Raw genomic sequence first — 19,408 nt, 5'->3', positions numbered from 1 at the left:
AAATGTTTTGACTTATTTCGCACTCTTTTAAAGCAGCTCGACCCCACGACTCTGCATAGACTTCACTCTTTAGAGCGCCAAAATAGTTAGCAGTACATTAATAAGCACAAGAATAAAGCAAAAAATATGCCAAGATAGTTTTTACAACTTAAGTGTTTATATTTCTTAAAAATAGATCGATTTTATTCTGGTTATCATTTTAATAAATGACCAAATATGCACCACACTTGATCAAAAAATATATATGTCTTTTATTATTGCACTATATTTGTGCGAATTATTCTTACTATTAGTTCTCTCTTATGCCCTCATTTGTTGCATTTTTTGGAGGAGTCTCAGTTGCACGATTTTGTTGAGCCTTTTTAGCAGTATCAGCAGCAGAATTAGACTGATGTACATCCACAACATTTCCCTCTGCATCTCGGCGAATAATAGTTGTCCGAGTTGTAGAGTTCGTTGCTGGAGCAGCCACTTTAGGTTGCGCACTTATAGCACTATTTACACCTGTGCTCATGAGTAAAGACTCATCAATTTTTGGTAATGCAGCTGGACGTAAACGCACTTCATAAGTTTGACTAATCCCACCTTTCATTTCATCCGCACCCAAGTCATTGACGAGTGGCACATAAGTCGAAAATTGTTGAGGTTGTGGCTTAATCGATTCAGGTAAATCAAGATTCAGTTGTGTTAACTGCTGAATTGCATCTTCAGAACGTTTAAATACACCATATGTCAAAACATATTGTTCAGATTGCTTATCACCACTTAATCGGAAGTAGATGAATTTATTTCGGTCTGAACGATTCTTTAAAAAGTTTTTAATAATATCTTCGTCAGATGCACGGAACAGCTCAAGCGTCCATTGTTTCTTGTTTTCGCTAATAAATTTTGTACCGCGAAACTCCGCCTCATGCTGACCAGATACAACAGTCCGAGTCGTTAAATCCAGAGGCCTAACTTCATCAGCTAAAGCACCTAAGTTAGCTGTTGTTGCCACTTTTTCTGGCTGAATTTGCACTGGTGTGTCTGAATCGGCTGCTTTTTCAACTTCTACAAGCTTCTTACTATCAGTCATTACCCAGAAAAGAAAAGCCAGAAACAAGCAGACGATACCACCCACCAACCAGATATATTGTTGAACATTCTGCCAAAGTGTACGTGATACAGTCATGTGTTACCTTAATTTATTATCCGTGTTGATTTGCTAAAATAGCTTGTTTCATGAGTTCAACATCAAAGTCTTTAGTAATTACTGCTTGTCCAAGTTGCTTTAACAACACTAAACGTAATTGACCATTGAGTACTTTTTTATCATGCGCCATATATCCAAGGAATTCATCCAATGGAATTTTCGGACATGATATCGGCAAATTAGCGCGTTGAATAATTTTTTTTGTACGCTCTACATCATCGCTCGAAATCCAGCCTAAACGCTGTGATAAATCAGCTGCCATGACCATACCAGTAGCTACTGCTTCCCCATGCAACCAAGTACCATAACCAAGGTAAGATTCAATCGCATGGCCAAACGTATGGCCTAGGTTGAGTAAAGCTCTCTCACCTTGCTCTTTTTCATCGTTTGCAACAATACGGGCTTTATGGGCGCATGAACGATAAACAGCTTCTGCTAAAAGATTAGCATCTCGTCCCACCAATCCATCCATATTTTGCTCTAACCAAACTAGAAAATCAGCTTCGCCTAACAAAGCATATTTAATAACTTCTGATAATCCAGCAGACAACTCTCGATCTGGTAAAGTGTTGAGTTGAGCCATATCAGCCAAAACAACTTGAGGTTGCTGAAATGCGCCAAGCATGTTTTTACCCAGTGGATGATTAATTCCTGTTTTACCACCTACACTTGAATCTACCTGTGAAAGAAGTGTGGTCGGAACCTGAACAAAATACACACCACGCTGGAAACATGCTGAGGCAAAGCCAGCCATATCACCAATAACACCACCACCTAAAGCTAAAACCGTACAGTCTCGGTTAAAACCAGCTTCAAGTAATGCATCAAAAATTAAATTTAAATGTTGAATGTCTTTATATTTTTCACCATCGGGCAAAATACAAGTAGCTATAGTTTTACCCAAACTTTTTAACGCTTCTTGATAGTGAGACAAATATAAAGGGGCGACAGTTTCGTTACTCACAATCATGACCTGTTGACCATGAATATAAGGCTCAAGCAACTGCTTAGGATCAAGTTGACTGCCAATAAAAATAGGGTAACGGCGTTCGCCTAATTCAACATGTAAAGTTTGCATGAGTTTATTAAACCACGAGTAAGTTTGGCTATTTTAGCGTGTTAGACAAAATAAGTTGCAAAATCTTTTGAGCAAGATCACGTGCAGCACCCTGATTGGTTTCAATCGTGTAATGAGCAACTTCACGATATAAAGGATCACGTGTTTTTAACAAATCTCGTAATTTTTGTTCAGGATTTTCAACTTGCAATAGAGGTCTGTTTTTATCGCGATAAGTGCGTTGTAATTGTAGTTCCACGGGAGTGTAAAGATAAACAACAATACCACGCTGCTTTAGAAACTCACGATTGGGAGCTTGAGTAATCGCACCACCGCCTGTTGCTAAAACCAAAGCCTTACGGGAAGTCAACTCATTCAACACGATAGTTTCACGAGCACGAAATCCGAATTCCCCTTCTTTTTCAAAAATCCAAGGAATAGTGGCGCCTGTTTTGCGTTCAATTTCATGATCACTATCTAAAAATTCACGCCCTAATATTTCGGCTAAATGACGTCCAACGGTTGTTTTTCCTGCCCCCATGGGCCCTACCAAATAAATATTTGGCAGGGTTTCAAACGCTTTGCTTGGCAAGGCGCCACCTATTTCAATTGCTTTCATTAAAAAATATATTAATGATTTCTCACCAAAGTGTCATTAACAATTCGTGGCGTAACGAAAATCAGTAACTCTTGTTTATCATCAGATTTCACATCTTTTCTGAATAAATGCCCAAGTACAGGAATATCACCGAAGAAAGGAACCTTAGTTTGAGAGTTAGATGTGGTCTGCTCAAATACCCCTCCTAAAATGACCGTCTCACCGTTATTAACCAATACATTAGTGTTAATCTGATTTTTATTTAAAATTAACTCACCATTAGGAGCTGCACCAGCAACGGAATCTTTTGAAATATCTAATTTCATTTGGATCTTACCGTCAGGTGTAATACTTGGTGTCACGTTTAAACTTAACAGCGCATCTTTAAATGATGTACTTGCTGTAGCACCCGCAGCAGAATTAGTCGTGGTTTGATAAGGGACCTGTTGACCTGTCGCAACTTTCGCGGGTTGTTTATCTGCTGTCATCACTTTAGGTGTAGAAATAACCTCACCATAGCCATCGGCTTGTAATGCGGAAAGTTCAAGATCAAGCATAAAATCAGACATACTAATCAAACCAAAGGCGATACTTCCAGCCGGATTAGTTACCCCTAAATCAACATTTAAGTTATCTGGGCGTTCAATCGTATACTTATAGCCGCCTGTAGTCTCATCTTTTTTAGGCTCTCGCAAATTCCACAGGGTTGTTTCACTACCGCCCACCAGCAAATTATTATTATTTGTAATCCCTTGCGACAATATCCCCCATTTAACACCAAGTTCTTTGGTAAACGATGTAGATGCTCTTACAATGCGTGCCTCAACCATGACCTGCTTAACTTGTACATCCAGTAAATCAATCATTTTACGAATTTGATCAATCGATTGGGCCGTATCATTAATAATTAAGGTATTGGTACGATCATCTTGAGTAATCGTTCCACGTGGACTCAGTAAACTTCCTACGTTATTTCCTAAACTATCAACACCCGTATTTAAGTTAGTAGAAGTTGATGTTCCACCACCAGAAGTCCGTTGTAAACCATTACTATTATTTGAGCCTTGAGTAATTAACCCCATAATATCCTGAGCTTGTGCATATTTAAGTTGAATATACTCAGTTTGCAATGGAGCCAGTTTGACACTCTGCGCGACAGCTTTTGCTTCTTCTTCTTCGGCCTTAATTAACTCTGTAACAGGAGCAATCCAAATGACATTACCATTTCTGCGTTTATCAAGATTTTTGGTCTTTAAAATAATATCAAGTGCCTGATCCCATGGAACATCTTTCAAGCGCAAAGTAATATTACCCTGAACACTATCGGCAGCCACCATATTAATGCCCGTAAAATCGGCAAGTAACTGTAGAACTCGACGAACTTCAATATCTTGGAAATCAAGAGAAAGCTTATTCCCAGAATAATTAGGCGTCTTATATAAAGAAGTTACATTTTTATCCTGAGGTCGCTTTAAGCTAATGGTGAGTTTATTCTCCGCCTGATAAGCCATATATTCATAGCTACCAGTAGATTGAATTGTAATAACACCATTGCCCTTTTCGTTATAAGATTCAATTGTAGAAACAGGGGTTGCAAAGTCATTTACGTTTAAGCGACGAGCTAAATGCGTCGGTATTTTAGAGCCTAACGTTCTGACTACAACTTTGCTGCCTTGTTGTTGAACATCAACAGGAGTATTACTTCCCAATAAATCGATAACAATTAGCCCTTCACCTTGACCACCACGCTGAAAACCAATATTTGAAACACCCTGAGGTTGAACCGTACTTGTTGGTAAAGGTTTAATAACTGCTTGAGCTGAATTAATCTTTAAAATAAAAGTATTGCCTTCAATACGTGTTGTAAACGCACCTGCCTCTTTTAAATTTACAGTTAAACGTGAGCGCTGATCGTCAGAACTTACATCAACCGAACTCGCTTCATTTGTACCAATCGCCACTTTTGACTGTGTTAAAGTCTGCTGAGCTTTATTAAAATCCAAAATCAAACGTGAAGGATTTTCAAGTTGGTATGCCTGTGGTTGCGGTGGCAAACCATTAAACATAACTCTAATTTCTGTACCCTGACCTGCAATTTGTGTCGGTACAATATTGGTCATGCTGACCTGTGCAGAGGCAACCTGCATAAGTGCAATGGCTACAGCCCCCATAGAAAACTGACGGAATACGTGATTCATTGTCTGACCATCCCCAATTAAATAATCTTTAAAAATACTTTTTCTTTGTTATTCCCTAAATCTTAGGGTGTGGGCCCAATTAACACTAAGGTTCTTGGTCGTTCCACATAGCCTTCGCGCCCATCAGGGACAATTTCCACCAGATCAATCTGAGTTGGACCAATATGGGTAATACGCCCTTGATTCATCCCGATATAGTTCCCCACCTGTACTCGCTCAATTTGCTGATCAGGTGATTGGATAAGAGCCAGCACTTGCCCACGGTTGTTACGGATGCTTCCTTTCATGTTTAAGGACTCTAATGCATAACTTTCTAGAGGCTGGGGTGCACGTGAGAAATTCGGATAGACTCGTTTTCCTGCCATAATTTTGAGTTCAGCAGCCAGTGAGCTTGGTAAAAATGGGCTCTTTAACTGATGGGCCGCATAATTAAACTGTGGTACAGGTGTGAAAACAGGTGCTGGATCTATCGGCTGTGGTGGCTGATTACGTATATTTGCCATTTGCTGATTTACAGCGTCGATTCTTGAGTCACATCCGACTAAAACTAAACACGCCAAAATAGAAAAAGAAATTTGCTTAAGTTTCATTGTAATGTTCCTATTTCGACTGTGTATTAGCAGTAGAGGAAACAGGTGCTACTGAAGCTGAAGCGTTGTTTTCCAGATGTTCAGCATTTTCTACGGCGCCCATATAGCGATAAGTTTTTGCTTTAATAGAATAATTAAGTACAGGAATATCTGACTTACTATCTTTGTCAGGTGCAGCTTCTACAACAAAATCATGCATGGTCACAATACGTGGTAGTGCCGCAATACTACTGACAAAAGCACCAAAAGCGTGATAATCGCCGGTTGCTTCCATCGTAATAGGCTGTTCAATAAAGATTTCTTGCTTCACTTCATCTTCTAAACGGATATTTTTAAACTTCAGGCCAGAATTCACCCCAGTTAAGTTAATATCTTCAACTAAGCTTGGAATTTCAGTTTCTTTTGGCAATTGCTCTAACTGCTGATTAAAGTTTGCTTGCATATCTTGAAGTTGAAGCTGATATTGCTGCAAGTTACGTAATTTTGAATCTTTTTCTCGAAACTCATTCAACAAATTACTTTCTTGTGCCTGTGCATTATCAATTGCTTGTAGCTTTGGCTGAATAACAACAAAGTATCCCAAAGCCAACACAGCAAAGAAAATAAAAACCCAGCAAGTAATTTTCACAGATAATGGCCAGCTACCATAACTGTTCATATCTAGTGTATTAAATTGCTGAAGAAATTTTTCTAAAGTGATCTTTTTTTTCTTAGATGGCGCCTGCTCTAACGACAACTCATGAAGTTCATCCGGACTCATTTAACCGCCCCCTTATCCGTACTTACAGACGTATTGGCGGTATCATCTGTTGTGGTCACCCCCGCTTCGCCCAAATCAACAGTCACAACAAAACTACCATAGCTATCTTCCACTCTAGGAAGCAGCGAACTCGCAGTCTTATCTTTTTTCTCTTCAGTCGCCAAGAAAGAGTTCATAAAAGCGTTGCGATACCATGATGATGCTTCGAGATTACGTAATAACTCCGCAACCGTATTTGGACTTTCAGCTTTACCTTCAATAGTAAATTTATCTCCAGTTCGGCTAAATTTAGTCAAATACATCGCTGGAGGAGTTACGCGCACCAATTCATCTACCAAACGCACGACAACAGGACGCTGGCTTTGCAATCCTTGAATAAGTTTCATACGCTCGATAATGGCATCACGCTGTTCTTGCAGACCATTTAAGGTTTTAAGCTGTTGATCTAAAGTCTGGTTTGTACTGGTAATGAGCTGATTCGCTTGTTCTTGATCATTTAATTTTTGATTCAAATAAAACCACCCAGAAAATACAGTGGCGATCCCCAAAACAACGACCCCAAAACATAAAATAATAAATTGTTTTTTACGTTGCTCCCTAAGCCCATCACGCCAAGGGAGTAAATTAATTGTTGCCATTAATCAAAACTCCTTAAAGCCAAGCCACATGCCACCATTAATGATGAAGCATCATTTTCCATTTTTTGAACGTCGACTTGAGGAGAAAAACCCATTTGTAAAAACGGATTGGCAATGGTTACACGGTAACCAAGTTTTTGCTGCAACAATTTAGCAAGCCCAGGAATATTGGCATTCCCACCAGCGAGTAAAATATGGTCAATTTCATTGAATTGTGATGAAGAGAAGAAAAATTGTAGAGATCTGGCTGCTTGCTGCACTACAGCATCCAAAAATGGCTCTAAGACTTCGATATCATAATCATCTGGTAAAGAGCGCTCTTTTTTAGCTCGTCCCGCTTCTTCTAAAGACAAACCATAACGGCTTTGAATTTCCAAAGTAAGCTGTTTGCCACCAAAGACTTGTTCACGGGTATAAATGATTTTGCCATTTTGCATAACCGATAATGTCGTCATGGTATGACCGATATCTAAAATACCAATGGTATTTGCACCCATTGGTAAGCTATCAGCAAATACACTAAAAGCGCGTTCAACAGCATAACTTTCTACATCAGCAAGCTTAGGCGTTAAGTCCACCAGTTCCAGTACTTCTACTCGTGTTTCAACATTTTCTGTTCTTGTTGCAACTAAAAGTACATTCACGCGGTTTGGATTAGGCAGTCGGTCTGGTAAAACCTCAAAATCAAGGCTCACTTCATCCAAAGGGAACGGTATATATTGCTCCGCATCTAATCGAATCTGAACTTCTCGTTCATCATCATTCATATCTGCATCCATTTCGATGGTTTTATGAATAACCGTCGATGTTGGAACAGCTATTGCAGCGTTACTGGTTTGGGGATTTGCTAAATTCATCGCCCGTTCCAAAGCTTCCGCAACCGCTTCTGGATTCAAGATATTTTTTTCAACTACACTGTTCTCGGGTAAAGGCATCAAAGCATAGCTTTCCACCCAATATTTACCGTTCTTAACAGAGAGCTCTAACAACTTAACAGAAGTCGAACTAATATCGACACCTATTAACCCCTTATTCGGTTTACGATATAACCTGAGCACACTATTGTCCTATTATTTTTTTATCCCCAAAAAAAATTACAAACCAATAATCTAGGTCTTTATTTTTACACGGATACAATATCTCATCTAACAATCCGCATGTCTAAAGGCTATACTGACCATAATTAGTTTGTATTCGATCTTATTAAAGCTTACTTATCATGAAAAAGCTATCCAGTTTGGGCTTCGTGCGTCCAATTTTTTTGATCATTATTATTATCTTAGTCTCACTTCCGATGGGCTTTTATGGCATGTATCTCTATATTGCCCCATCGCTCCCAGAAATGAGTTCACTAAAAAAAGCTCCGCTTTTAAAACCACTACAGGTCTACACATCAGATAATCAACTGATTGCTGAGTATGGTGGTAAGCTTTCTATTCCAGTTGAATACAAACAAATCCCTCCTGCTTTTATTCATGCATTTTTAGCAGCAGAAGACTCATCTTTCTTTGAACATAGCGGGATCAGTTTTAAGGGTTTAGGGCGTGCTTTAAGTGAAAGTGTGACGGGTTCTGATGTGCAAACTGGTGGCTCAACCATTACCATGCAGGTTGCAAAGAACTATTATTTGAGCCCAGAAAGAACTTTAAAACGTAAAATCACCGAGATCTTTTTAGCTCGAAAAATTGAGCAAAATTTATCAAAAGAAGAAATTCTCAGTCTCTATGTGAATAAAATCTTCCTAGGAAAAAATTCCTATGGTATCGCAGCAGCAGCCAAGATTTATTATAACAAAAGTATTAATGAGCTAAGCATTGCTCAAATGGCAATGATCGCAGGTCTGCCAAAAGCGCCTTCTAAATACAACCCTGTGGTTAATCCTGAGCGTGCACTTGAAAGACGTAACTGGATTTTAGGTCGTATGTTACAGCTGGGTTATATCTCTCAAGCAGAATATCAAAAAGCTGTAGCTGAACCGATCAACCTCAACATGCCCAATCGGGATTTAAATAATATTCATCCATATGCAGGTGAAATGGTTCGTTCAGAGCTCGTAAAACATTTTGGCGAACAAGCCATTGATTCGGGCTATAAAGTCTATACAACCATCAATGCTAAACGTCAAGCAATTGCAGAGAAATCTGTGCAAGATGGTCTTGAAGCTTATGACCGTCGTCATGGCTGGCGTGGCGCGGAAGCACACGATAAACCATTAAGTGAATTTAGAGCATATGCCAACACCTACCCTGCACAAGTCACCAAGGTAAATAGCAGCTCTTTTGAAGCATTAATGCAAGATGGCACAACAGTTACTGTACAGTGGTCCGGTATGTCATGGGCCCGTCCCTATCGCAATGCAAATAGTGTAGGTGGTGCTCCTTCCCGTGCATCTCAAATTGTTCAAGTTAAAGATATTGTTCGCTTACGTCCAAATGAAGCAAAAACCGCTTGGTCTTTAGTTCAGGTTCCAAAAGTTCAAGGGCAACTCATTGCAATCAATCCTAACGACGGCTCAATTGAAGCAATTGTAGGTGGTTATAATTTCTATCAATCTAAATTTAACCGTGCTTTGCAAGGCTGGCGCCAACCAGGTTCAACAATTAAACCTTTTGTCTATGCATTAGCACTAGAACGCGGTATGACGCCGTACAGTATGGTTAATGATAGTCCTATCACGATTGGGAAGTGGACACCAAGAAACTCAGACGGTCGTTATTTAGGGATGATTCCATTACGCCGTGCTTTGTATTTATCTCGTAATACCGTATCTGTACGTCTATTACAGACAGTCGGGATTGAACGTACTCGCCAGTTATTTATGGATTTTGGTTTACAAGAAGATCAAATTCCACGTAACTACACCATTGCCTTAGGTACTCCTCAAGTCTTGCCAATTCAAATGGCAACTGGATATTCGACTTTTGCCAATGGCGGCTATCGCATTCAACCGCACTTTATTCAACGTATTGAAGATGCATACGGTAAAGTGATTTATGAAGCTAAGCCAGAATATGCATGTATTCCATGTATTAACGCACCTGAAACAACTGATGACGAGCAGAAAGTTACGACAACAGATGATGAAGTGATTGAAGTTACAAACAAAGATGTAGAGCAGAAAGAAAAGGCTGCTAAGCAACTTAATCTTAAACAGACTGATAAAGTGAACAGTGAATATCGTCAGGCACAGCGTATTTTAAAATCAAGTTCTGCTTACGATATGGCCAACATTTTACGAGACGTTATTGAACACGGTACAGGCCGTGCCGCGCTTAAAATTGGTCGTAATGACTTAGGCGGCAAAACAGGTACAACCAACGATGCAAAAGATGCATGGTTTGCTGGCTTCAACGGGAAGTTAGTTACTGTAACATGGGTCGGCTTTGACCAACCGACGACACTAGGTCGTCGTGAGTATGGTGGTATTGCTGCATTACCGATCTGGATTAACTTTATGGGTCAAGCTTTGCAAGGTACACCATCAGCTTGGGTTCGCCTCGACAAAGATGCTCAAGCACCTATTTCACGTGACAAAAATCAAGCGGTAGTAGAAGTTAGCGATAAGAAAACCTATCGCGCAGCTCCTCCATTGGCTCGTCCGCTATATCGTCCAGCACCACCGCAACCGAAGCTCAACAATAATAATGACTTTGCCGATTTACCTGGTGAAGAAATTGTTATTCCGTCAAAAGCTGCGCCTCCTGCTATGAAACCTTCGCAGGAACCCGCGCCTAAGCGAGAAAAAGATGAACTAGAAAATCTGATTAATCAGATTGAATAAATAATAAAAAAGCCATCGTTAGATGGCTTTTTTTTGCGCTTCAAAAATAGTCTTTTAGCTAGCTTCTTTATTACGCTTCTGAAAGACATAAATTTGAAAAGAAGCCATTAATTCTAATTGCGACTGCTGCTCTAACTGCAAACGACGTTCGGGAGAAGCTTTATAAGCATAAGGCGTCATAGCAATTAGATTTTTTAAGGCCTGCTGATCAAGCACAAAAGGGGCATCAATAATGTGCTCTTGTTTGAGCTCAAACAAATCTTGCAACTGCTCCACAAACTTTTCTGGCGTGTGAGGATTAACTTGTTCAAATAAAGCTTCACGCATTGCATATAAATGTTCAGAGGCAGGCGTGACAACAATTAAATAGCCATCATCTTTTAAAACACGCGCAATTTCTGCTTGTGGAATTGGGCTAAACAAACTGGTACATGCATCCATGCTTTGATCAAGCACAGGTAAAGTCGCACCAGTTCCAACGACCCAAGTCACTTCAGCATTGAGCTTTGCTGCACGCTGCACCGCATTTTTTGCAATATCAACACCAACACATTGCTCAACCACTTGCTGCATGGCACTTGTGTAATAGCCTTCACCACACCCAATATCAAGTACAGTTTTTACATCGAGTTTTTTTAATAAAGCGACTACAGCATGTTGTAAGGGTTGGTAATAACCACCTTGTAAAAAAGCTCGTCTCGCATCGACTGACTCTGGCGTGTCTCCTGGGTTTTTACTATGTTTATGTTGCACAACATGTAAATTGACATAACCTTGTTTAGCCACATCATAACTATGCCCCAGCTCACATCGCCAAGTTTTTTCATTTAAATCCAGAGACTGACGACACACAGGACACATTAAAATTTGCTTAGTCACTTTTAATTATTCTCTTGTTCTTTTTGCTGTAAATAAGTCTTTGCCTGCATTCCCACAAATGTACGCCCCGCATTTGTTCCGTTAATCCATTCGTCCACCTGAAATAAATCAAACAGACCAACCTTGACTAAAGTTGGAATTGCGATCTTTAATTCCTCTTCAATCTGTCCTCTTTGCCCTGCATTATATAATTCAATATTATGCAACATTGTAGCGACAGTTCCTGTTTGTACCTGACTTCCATCTTTAAGTACGACCTGAGGTAACACCTCACCCTCACCAACCACTTTTTGATTAATTACAGATAATTGGTCTAGACCAGCAACTTTTGTCATTCATCTCTCCAATAAAAAAAGCCAGTAGAACTGGCTTTATATTGACACTAAAATAAGATCTATCGCAATTTTAAAGTCATTAGACCTAAAACTACTAATATAATTGTAATAATCCAAAAACGAATCACAACTTGGGTTTCTTTCCAGCCCTGCTTTTCATAGTGATGATGCAGCGGTGCCATTAAGAATACGCGTTTATTACGCATCCGCAGCGAACCAATTTGCAAGAAAACAGATACTGCTTCCATTACAAACACACCACCCATAATCGCAAATACGATTTCTTGGCGTACCATGACAGCAATTGTTCCAAGCATCGCGCCTAAAGCTAAAGCGCCAACATCACCCATAAAGATTTGAGCAGGGTGTGCATTATACCAAAGAAATGCTAAACCTGCGCCAATCATGGCAGAGCAGATCACAACAAGCTCAGAGGTATATTTCACATATGGAATATGTAAATAGTTAGCAAAGCGAATGTCACCAGACAAGTAAGCAAATACACCTAAGCCCGTAGCCACCATTACAACAGGCATGATCGCCAAGCCATCTAAACCATCAGTTAAGTTAACTGCGTTAGAAGCACCATTAATCACCAGATAGGTAAATACAATAAATGCCAAGCCTAAAGGAACAATTGAGAGTGGAATTGAAAGATTCTTAAAGAAAGGAATCAATAAATCCAGCATATTTGCAGTATGTTCTGCATTGGACTGTTGAGTTGCAATTAAATATAACGCAATACCAGCACCAAGGGATGCAACAGAAGTCCAGAAAAACTTCTTACGTGCAGGTAAACCTGCATTGTCTTTATAGCGAATTTTAATCCAGTCGTCTGCCCAACCTACAGCACCGAACACGACCATTACACCAAGCACAATCCAGACATAAGGGTTAGATAAATCAGCCCAGAGTAAAGTACTAATACCAATTGAAAGCAGAATTAAAATCCCACCCATCGTTGGTGTACCCATCTTTTTAGCATGATTCTCAGGAGCAAATGAACTTACTGCCTGACCGTATTTTAACGCTTGTAATTTACGAATCATGATCGGCCCGAGAACCAAACCAATGGTCAGTGAAGTTAATACACTGAGTAAAGAACGTAATGTTAAATAACGAACGACCTGAAACGAACTGTGATAGCCCGCAAGTTGTTCAAACAACCATAACAGCATTTAAAGTTTCTCCATCAAATCAGCCATCAACGTTTCCATATGAGTAAAGCGAGAACCTTTAAACAGGAAACTCATGGACTGCGGTTGATGTGTTTGGATTAGATTGATTAGAAATGGAAGCGCCTCAGCTTGTGTCTGAAATGCTTTCACTTTATTGGAATGAGAGTCTGCACCCTCGAGAGCGGCTGAAGCAAACTGCCCAACTGCAATAATATGATCTAAAGGAAGCTCGGCAAGATCACGACCTAAATCGTGGTGTTCTTGCCAGCTGCTATCTCCCAGCTCACCAATATCACCCATAACCATCACTTTTATGCCTTGTTGCTGCAACAATACTTGTGCAGCAGCACGCATAGAATTCGGATTGGCATTGTAAGTATCATCAATAAATAAGTAAGAAGATTTTCGAATAAAGTTAAGACGACCTTTAGCACCCTGAGCTTGCTCTAAGCCTTGGACAATATCTTCAAGTCCAATACCAAGCGCCAAAGCAAAGGCTACAGCCGCAGTGGCATTTTGCACATTATGCTCACCTGCAAAAGGGAGTTTAACGGTACTCGTCCCTTGCGGCGTATGTAGGGTAAAATTTGTTGATTGAGGCAATAATTCCATATCTGTTGCATAAATATCGCCCCCTACGCCAAATGTAGAAATGCGATGTGCTTTTGCAGCCTCATGAATTTCAGCCGTAAAATCATCTTGTTGTGGAACGATTGCAACGCCATTTGGTAAAATATGACGATAAATTTCTGATTTAGCGCGGCAAATACCTTCACGTCCACCAAATTCACCCAAATGGGCTGTCCCAATATTTAAAATGCCGGCAACATGCGGCTGAACCAACTTAGAAGTATAGTCAATTTCACCTTGATGACTTGCACCGAGTTCCATTACAGCAAACTGATGTTCTTTTCTGAGTTCAAGCAACATCATGGGTACACCGAGGTCATTATTTAAATTACCACGAGTGATTAATGTCGGAGCTAAGCGCGATAAGATACTTCCCAACATTTCTTTAGTTGTGGTTTTACCGCTACTACCCGTTAAAGCAATTACTTTTAATTGTGAATTTTGCTCACGACGATAAGCTCCAAGTTGCCCCAGAGCCAAGCGAGTGTCGGCAACAACCAATTGTGCAATATCTACCTCTAGAGGTCGTTCAACAATTGCGATTTGACAACCATTCGCTGCAACCTGAGTTACAAAGTCGTGCGCATCAAAACGCTCACCTTTGAGTGCTAAAAAGACATCCCCAGTTTCTGCATGACGCGAATCCGTCAAAATACGTTTAATTTCAGTTTGAGGGATCTGGTCTTTATGCCAGTAGCCCTGTGTTACCTGTTGTAATTGCTGAGCTGTCCACGGTTCCAAAGGCACGGTACTGGTGGTTGAAGTATGCATAATTTGTCCTATTGTGCAGGGTAAGCAGCGTCTACAGTATGGTGTTGCGCAGCAATCGCTGATTGAACTTCGACAACATCATCAAACCAGTGGCGCACACCATTAATTTCTTGATAGTTTTCATGACCTTTACCAGCAATAACAACAATATCACCAGCTTGAGCTTGCTGTGCAACAAACTTAATTGCTTCACGGCGATCATGAATTTCCTGCATGCGATGTCCTGAAAAATCGATTCCTTGCTTCATATCAGCAAAAATTTGTTCAGGATCTTCGGTTCTTGGGTTATCCGAAGTCAAAATAATCGGATTTGCGCCGTCTAAAGCGGCTTGAGTCATCAATGGACGTTTACCACGGTCACGATCCCCACCACATCCGAATACAGCCCAAAGTTGATTAGATACATGACGTTTTAGAGTTTTAAGTACCTGAATCAAAGCATCTGGCGTATGCGCATAATCCACAACAAATAAACGTTCACCATCACGAATGACCTGCATCCGTCCCGGCGCACCAATCAATTGAGGGACAAAAGCGACCAATGCTTCTAAATCAAAACCTGCTTGCTCAGCAGCAATAAGTACTGCAATCAAGTTTTCGACATTAAAATGTCCCAATAATGGACTTTGAACAGCAAAAGAACCTTGCTGGCTGACTAAATTAAAAGTCGCCCCTGCCAAACTGTAACTTAGGTCACTAATATAATAATCTGCTGTATTTTGAGTAAGCGAATAGGTCAGAATCTTTGGCTGAGCAGGATTTTGTTTTGCTGCATTGATCATTAGAGCAGCATATTCATCATCCAGATTAATAACAGCTACTTTCAAAGAATTAAAACGGAATAAAAGAGCCTTAGCTTCAGCATAAGCCTCTAAAGTGCCATGATAATCCAGATGATCACGGCTCAAATTGCTATAAACAGCAATTTCAATAGCACAACCATTTAAACGGCCCTGCTCTAAACCATGTGAGCTTGCTTCCAAAGATGCAAAAGTTGCACCTTGTTTAGCATAGTCATGTAACGCATTTTGTAGCTGTAAAGCATCAAGTGTGGTATGCGTTGATGGCGTTAAGTCAGGCAAAATACCATTACCTGTTGTGCCCATCACAGCACAGTGCTGTTGTTGTGAACTAATTAATTCAGCAACTAGACGTGAAATCGTCGTTTTACCGTTTGTGCCTGTTACTGCAACAATACGTGCTGGTGTAACAGGATCTATATGTTGCAAATAACGTTCTTGCCATTCACCCATGCGCTGACGTACATCAGGACATACCCACTCATTTTCTACACCTAATTCAGTCTCACTAATGATAGCAAGTGCACCATTAGCAAGGGCCGACTCAGCAAATATACGCGTTTTTTCAGGTTGACTATAACTGGTCAAAGCAATAAAGATTTGGCCTGACTCAACCTTACGGCTGTCCAAACTAAAGCCATGGAAAGACTGCTTAGACCACTGTGCATCAATCTCGACTGGATTAATTTCTTGAAAAGAAACAGACATGGCTTACCTGCGAATAGGGTTTACTGAAGTATCAAGGGGTTTATCAAGCGGCACATTCATTAAACGCAATGACTCTTGCATAATACGTGCAAAAACAGGAGCAGCCACCAAACCACCGTAATAACGGCCTTGTGGGTTTTCAACAACCACAATAACGGCTAAACGCGGGTCACTAATTGGAGCTACACCAGCAAATAAAGCACGGTATTCATTATTTGAATAACCTTTACGGTCTGCACGAAGTTTATGCGCCGTACCTGTTTTACCACCAACACGATAACCCGGAATATTAGCTTGTTTTGCAGTACCACCAGGCATAGTCACCTGCTCTAGCATGAGCAAAACCTGATCAGCAATTTTTGGAGCAAGAACTTGTTCACCTTTAGGTGCCTGATCTAACTTATGGAGGCTTAAAGGCATTTTCTCGCCATGATTTGCGAGCATTGCATAGCCCTGTGCCAACTGAAGAATAGTCGCATTCAGGCCATAACCATAAGCCATGGTTCCAATTTGGGAAGAGTTTAATTTGCTTACCGGAAGCACTAAACCTGAGCTTTCCCCTGGAAATTTCACAGCCGAACGTTTACCAAAACCGGTACGATTAAAAAAGCTTGGCAGTGTTTCTTTTGGAAGTGACAATGCAATTTTTGCAGAACCCACGTTTGAAGACTTGATAATTACGCCACTTACAGTTAAAGCACCATAATTGTGGGTATCACGAATTGTATGCCAACCTAAACGCATTGAACCTGGAGAAGTATTTACAATAGTATTTGGCGTATATTGTCCAGTTTCCAATGCAGCAGAAACCGTAAATGGCTTCATGGTTGAACCCGGTTCGAACATATCAATCGCACCGCGGTTACGCATGGCATCTTTATTAGATAAACCATTTTTGTCATTCGGGTTATATGACGGCCAACTGGTCATTGCCAGAATTTCACCAGTCTTAACATCTACAGCAATTGCGGTTGCCGAACGGGCATTATTTGCAACACCAGCAGCTGTCAATTCACGATACATAATGTACTGCAAACGTGAGTCAATACTTAAAGTGATGTTTTCGCCCGGTTCACCCTCGCGAATAACCTCTGAAACTTTTAAACGGTTCCCACGCTTATCACGAATAATTTTTTGTTCACCATCAACACCCGATAGCTGCTTATTCAGCTGCATTTCTAAGCCTTCGATACCCTGACCTTCACTGTTCGTTAAACCAATAATCTGGGCATTTGGCTGCGGCTGAGGGTAATAACGCTTATAGGTTTTCTCGGCATAGACCCCTTGGAAGTTACCCTTCGTAATGAGGTCTGCCTGTTGCGGTGGGATCTCTTTTTTCAAAACAAGATAACGAGAACGTGGTCGTGCATTCATCTGTTTTTTAAGATCGGCACGATCTAAACCAACCACATCCGCCAACTCATCAAGATTCAAGTTTTTATCTGGTAATTGTCTTTTTAATTTACGATTATTCGGATCTTTCTTTAATTCCGCTGTAATTTGGTCATATAAATGCTTAGTATCGAAATAATCACGTGGATCCATTACGATTTTCATGATCGGTGTACTAATTGCCAAAGGTACGCCATGGCGATCACTAATCACGCCACGCATCGCTTCCACACGCTCAGTACGCAAAATATTGGCATTGGCCTTGTTTTGTAAAAAATCCTTATTAATTATTTGTACATAAAATGCACGCGCAATTAATACAACAAAACAGAGTAGTACTACTGCCCAGAGCAGATAAAACCGCCACATATCAAAGGCAAGAGTTGGTTTTTCCGAAATAGACTGCTGTTTTTTCCGTGTTTGTTTTGTTCGCTTATCTACCATACAGCAAGGCCTTACTTATTTTGCTCTGAGGTCATTGGTAAAGAAATTACCACCGTTTCTGCAGCCGGTGGAGAAAACATCCGTAGCTGAGTTACAGCACGCGTACCAATCTGTGCCGTTGCACCAAAGGTTTGTTGCTCAATGAGCAAACGCCCCCATTCAGCATTGAGATCATCACGTTCACGCATATAAGAGCTAAGCTCTCTATAATCATGACGATATTCAAATACTTGAAATACCACCATCATGGCACTTATAAAAACAAGCGCCACCAATACTGTATACACCACAACTTTTTTAACCACTTTGTTTTCTGTGGTTGCGATTTCATCACTGCTTTTCATTACGCGCCTTTTTCTTCCAAGCGTTCAGCAACCCGAAGCCATGCACTACGTGAACGAGGGTTCGCTTTTACTTCTTCTTCACTCGCACGAACCCGTGAAATTTTCTTTAATCTTCTTGTATCTACCCGCTGCTCAGGCATTCCCCAACCGAAATCTTCTGCTAACGTAGATTCTTTTTGAATAAACTGCTTGATCAGTCGGTCTTCAAGAGAATGGAAACTAATAACAGCCAAACGTCCTTCCGGTTTTAGTAAGTCTACAGCTTGCGGCAAAAACACTTCAATATCTTCTAGCTCTTTATTAATAGCAATGCGAATGGCCTGAAATGCACGTGTCGCTGGATGCTTATGTTTTTCCCATTTTGGATGAGCGGTTTTAACAACTTCCGCCAATTGAGCGGTCGTTTCTAGTTTTCCAGCGAGTTTAATGGCTTTAGCAATACGTCGACTATAACGCTCTTCACCATATTGATAAATAATATTTGCTAATTGTTCTTCTTCAATTTTAAGCAACCACTCAGCCGCAGTTAAACCCTTAGAATTATCCATTCGCATGTCCAATGGACCATCTTGCATGAAACTAAAACCACGCTCTGCCTGATCAAGTTGAGGAGATGACACCCCTAAGTCGGCCATAATTCCATCAACACTCACCACTCCAATTTCCTGCATCTTCTCTTTGATATCAGCAAAACTGGCATGAATGATGGTAAATCTTGAATCTTCTTGTGCCAAAGCAGCAGCGACTTCCAATGCTTGAGGGTCTTTATCAAATGCGTATACTCGTGCATTTTCATCAAGTTTAGAAAGCAATAAACGGGTATGCCCACCTCGTCCAAAGGTTGCATCGATATACACCCCAGTTGTGCGATCTGCCAATAAGCTCTCAATGGTCTCGGAAAGTAAGACAGAAATATGCGACATAGGTGTTAAATCATAGCGTGAAAATGTAACTGCACATTATCACCTTGTTTATGGGCAACGCCAAACGGCTTTTTGTAGGAAAATATTAATTTTTCATAGATAAAACCGTTTTGTTAGCACTTTTTAAGCAAAAAAAGAAAGCAAGCTCACTTTTTTAAGTTTGCTGGCTTTCTTTATGAATATTTAACTT

General features: G+C 40.4%; 17 protein-coding genes. 1 reads left to right on the top strand and 16 read right to left on the bottom strand.

The window, feature by feature from the left end:
* Positions 1 to 289: 289 nt before the first annotated feature.
* The 8 genes from AC2117_RS01605 to AC2117_RS01570 all read right to left on the bottom strand — a co-directional run bounded on the left by AC2117_RS01605 (position 290) and on the right by AC2117_RS01570 (position 8,091).
* Positions 290 to 1,171 carry a hypothetical protein gene (locus tag AC2117_RS01605; RefSeq protein WP_133971498.1) on the bottom strand — a complete coding sequence of 294 codons (882 nt, stop codon included), beginning with the start codon at positions 1,169 to 1,171 and terminating at the stop codon, positions 290 to 292.
* 16 nt (positions 1,172 to 1,187) lie between these two features.
* Positions 1,188 to 2,270, bottom strand: a complete 1,083-nt coding sequence (gene aroB, locus AC2117_RS01600) for a 3-dehydroquinate synthase (RefSeq protein ID WP_133971496.1) — start codon at positions 2,268 to 2,270, stop codon at positions 1,188 to 1,190.
* Between the two features lie 28 nt (positions 2,271 to 2,298).
* On the bottom strand, positions 2,299 to 2,868 hold the full coding sequence (gene aroK / locus AC2117_RS01595; RefSeq protein ID WP_042895460.1) for a shikimate kinase AroK: 570 nt from the start codon (positions 2,866 to 2,868) through the stop codon (positions 2,299 to 2,301).
* An 11-nt stretch (positions 2,869 to 2,879) separates the two neighbouring features.
* The gene (gene pilQ / locus AC2117_RS01590) at positions 2,880 to 5,045 is read right to left on the bottom strand and encodes a type IV pilus secretin PilQ family protein (RefSeq protein WP_133971494.1); all 2,166 of its coding nucleotides are present in this window, start codon (positions 5,043 to 5,045) and stop codon (positions 2,880 to 2,882) included.
* 62 nt (positions 5,046 to 5,107) lie between these two features.
* On the bottom strand, positions 5,108 to 5,635 hold the full coding sequence (locus tag AC2117_RS01585; protein WP_133971492.1) for a pilus assembly protein PilP: 528 nt from the start codon (positions 5,633 to 5,635) through the stop codon (positions 5,108 to 5,110).
* A gap of 10 nt (positions 5,636 to 5,645) precedes the next feature.
* Complete coding sequence (locus tag AC2117_RS01580; RefSeq protein WP_133971491.1) at positions 5,646 to 6,395, bottom strand: type 4a pilus biogenesis protein PilO; 750 nt, start codon at positions 6,393 to 6,395, stop codon at positions 5,646 to 5,648.
* Positions 6,392 to 7,033: a PilN domain-containing protein gene (locus tag AC2117_RS01575; protein ID WP_133971489.1), complete on the bottom strand. Its 642-nt coding sequence runs from the start codon at positions 7,031 to 7,033 to the stop codon at positions 6,392 to 6,394. The genes AC2117_RS01580 and AC2117_RS01575 overlap by 4 nt, the downstream gene beginning before the upstream one ends.
* Positions 7,033 to 8,091: a pilus assembly protein PilM gene (locus AC2117_RS01570; RefSeq protein WP_133971487.1), complete on the bottom strand. Its 1,059-nt coding sequence runs from the start codon at positions 8,089 to 8,091 to the stop codon at positions 7,033 to 7,035. Before AC2117_RS01570 ends, AC2117_RS01575 begins: the two co-directional genes overlap by 1 nt.
* A gap of 161 nt (positions 8,092 to 8,252) precedes the next feature.
* Between AC2117_RS01570 and ponA the strand changes: the two genes are divergently transcribed.
* Positions 8,253 to 10,814: a penicillin-binding protein PBP1a gene (ponA, locus tag AC2117_RS01565; protein ID WP_133971485.1), complete on the top strand. Its 2,562-nt coding sequence runs from the start codon at positions 8,253 to 8,255 to the stop codon at positions 10,812 to 10,814.
* A gap of 54 nt (positions 10,815 to 10,868) precedes the next feature.
* On the opposite strand, the gene AC2117_RS01560 is transcribed toward ponA, so the two are convergent.
* Genes AC2117_RS01560 through rsmH form a run of 8 tightly spaced genes read right to left on the bottom strand, consistent with a single transcriptional unit; the run spans position 10,869 to position 19,218 of the window.
* The gene (locus tag AC2117_RS01560) at positions 10,869 to 11,693 is read right to left on the bottom strand and encodes a putative RNA methyltransferase (RefSeq protein WP_133971483.1); all 825 of its coding nucleotides are present in this window, start codon (positions 11,691 to 11,693) and stop codon (positions 10,869 to 10,871) included.
* A gap of 2 nt (positions 11,694 to 11,695) precedes the next feature.
* On the bottom strand, positions 11,696 to 12,028 hold the full coding sequence (locus AC2117_RS01555; protein WP_003653820.1) for a hypothetical protein: 333 nt from the start codon (positions 12,026 to 12,028) through the stop codon (positions 11,696 to 11,698).
* Between the two features lie 59 nt (positions 12,029 to 12,087).
* On the bottom strand, positions 12,088 to 13,206 hold the full coding sequence (gene mraY / locus AC2117_RS01550; protein ID WP_003653822.1) for a phospho-N-acetylmuramoyl-pentapeptide-transferase: 1,119 nt from the start codon (positions 13,204 to 13,206) through the stop codon (positions 12,088 to 12,090).
* Positions 13,207 to 14,607, bottom strand: coding sequence for a UDP-N-acetylmuramoyl-tripeptide--D-alanyl-D-alanine ligase (locus AC2117_RS01545; RefSeq protein ID WP_133971481.1), 1,401 nt, complete (start codon positions 14,605 to 14,607; stop codon positions 13,207 to 13,209).
* An 8-nt stretch (positions 14,608 to 14,615) separates the two neighbouring features.
* Positions 14,616 to 16,115, bottom strand: a complete 1,500-nt coding sequence (locus AC2117_RS01540) for a UDP-N-acetylmuramoyl-L-alanyl-D-glutamate--2,6-diaminopimelate ligase (protein WP_133971479.1) — start codon at positions 16,113 to 16,115, stop codon at positions 14,616 to 14,618.
* Positions 16,116 to 16,118: 3 nt separating this feature from the next.
* Complete coding sequence (gene ftsI / locus AC2117_RS01535) at positions 16,119 to 17,951, bottom strand: penicillin-binding protein PBP3 (RefSeq protein WP_133971477.1); 1,833 nt, start codon at positions 17,949 to 17,951, stop codon at positions 16,119 to 16,121.
* Positions 17,952 to 17,962: 11 nt separating this feature from the next.
* Complete coding sequence (gene ftsL / locus AC2117_RS01530) at positions 17,963 to 18,295, bottom strand: cell division protein FtsL (RefSeq protein WP_004789835.1); 333 nt, start codon at positions 18,293 to 18,295, stop codon at positions 17,963 to 17,965.
* Positions 18,295 to 19,218, bottom strand: a complete 924-nt coding sequence (gene rsmH / locus AC2117_RS01525; protein ID WP_133971475.1) for a 16S rRNA (cytosine(1402)-N(4))-methyltransferase RsmH — start codon at positions 19,216 to 19,218, stop codon at positions 18,295 to 18,297. The genes ftsL and rsmH overlap by 1 nt, the downstream gene beginning before the upstream one ends.
* Positions 19,219 to 19,408: the final 190 nt, after the last annotated feature.

This window comes from Acinetobacter calcoaceticus (genome assembly GCF_900520355.1).
GTDB classification, from domain to species: domain Bacteria; phylum Pseudomonadota; class Gammaproteobacteria; order Pseudomonadales; family Moraxellaceae; genus Acinetobacter; species Acinetobacter calcoaceticus_C.
This window is presented reverse-complemented; position numbering and strand designations above follow the sequence as displayed.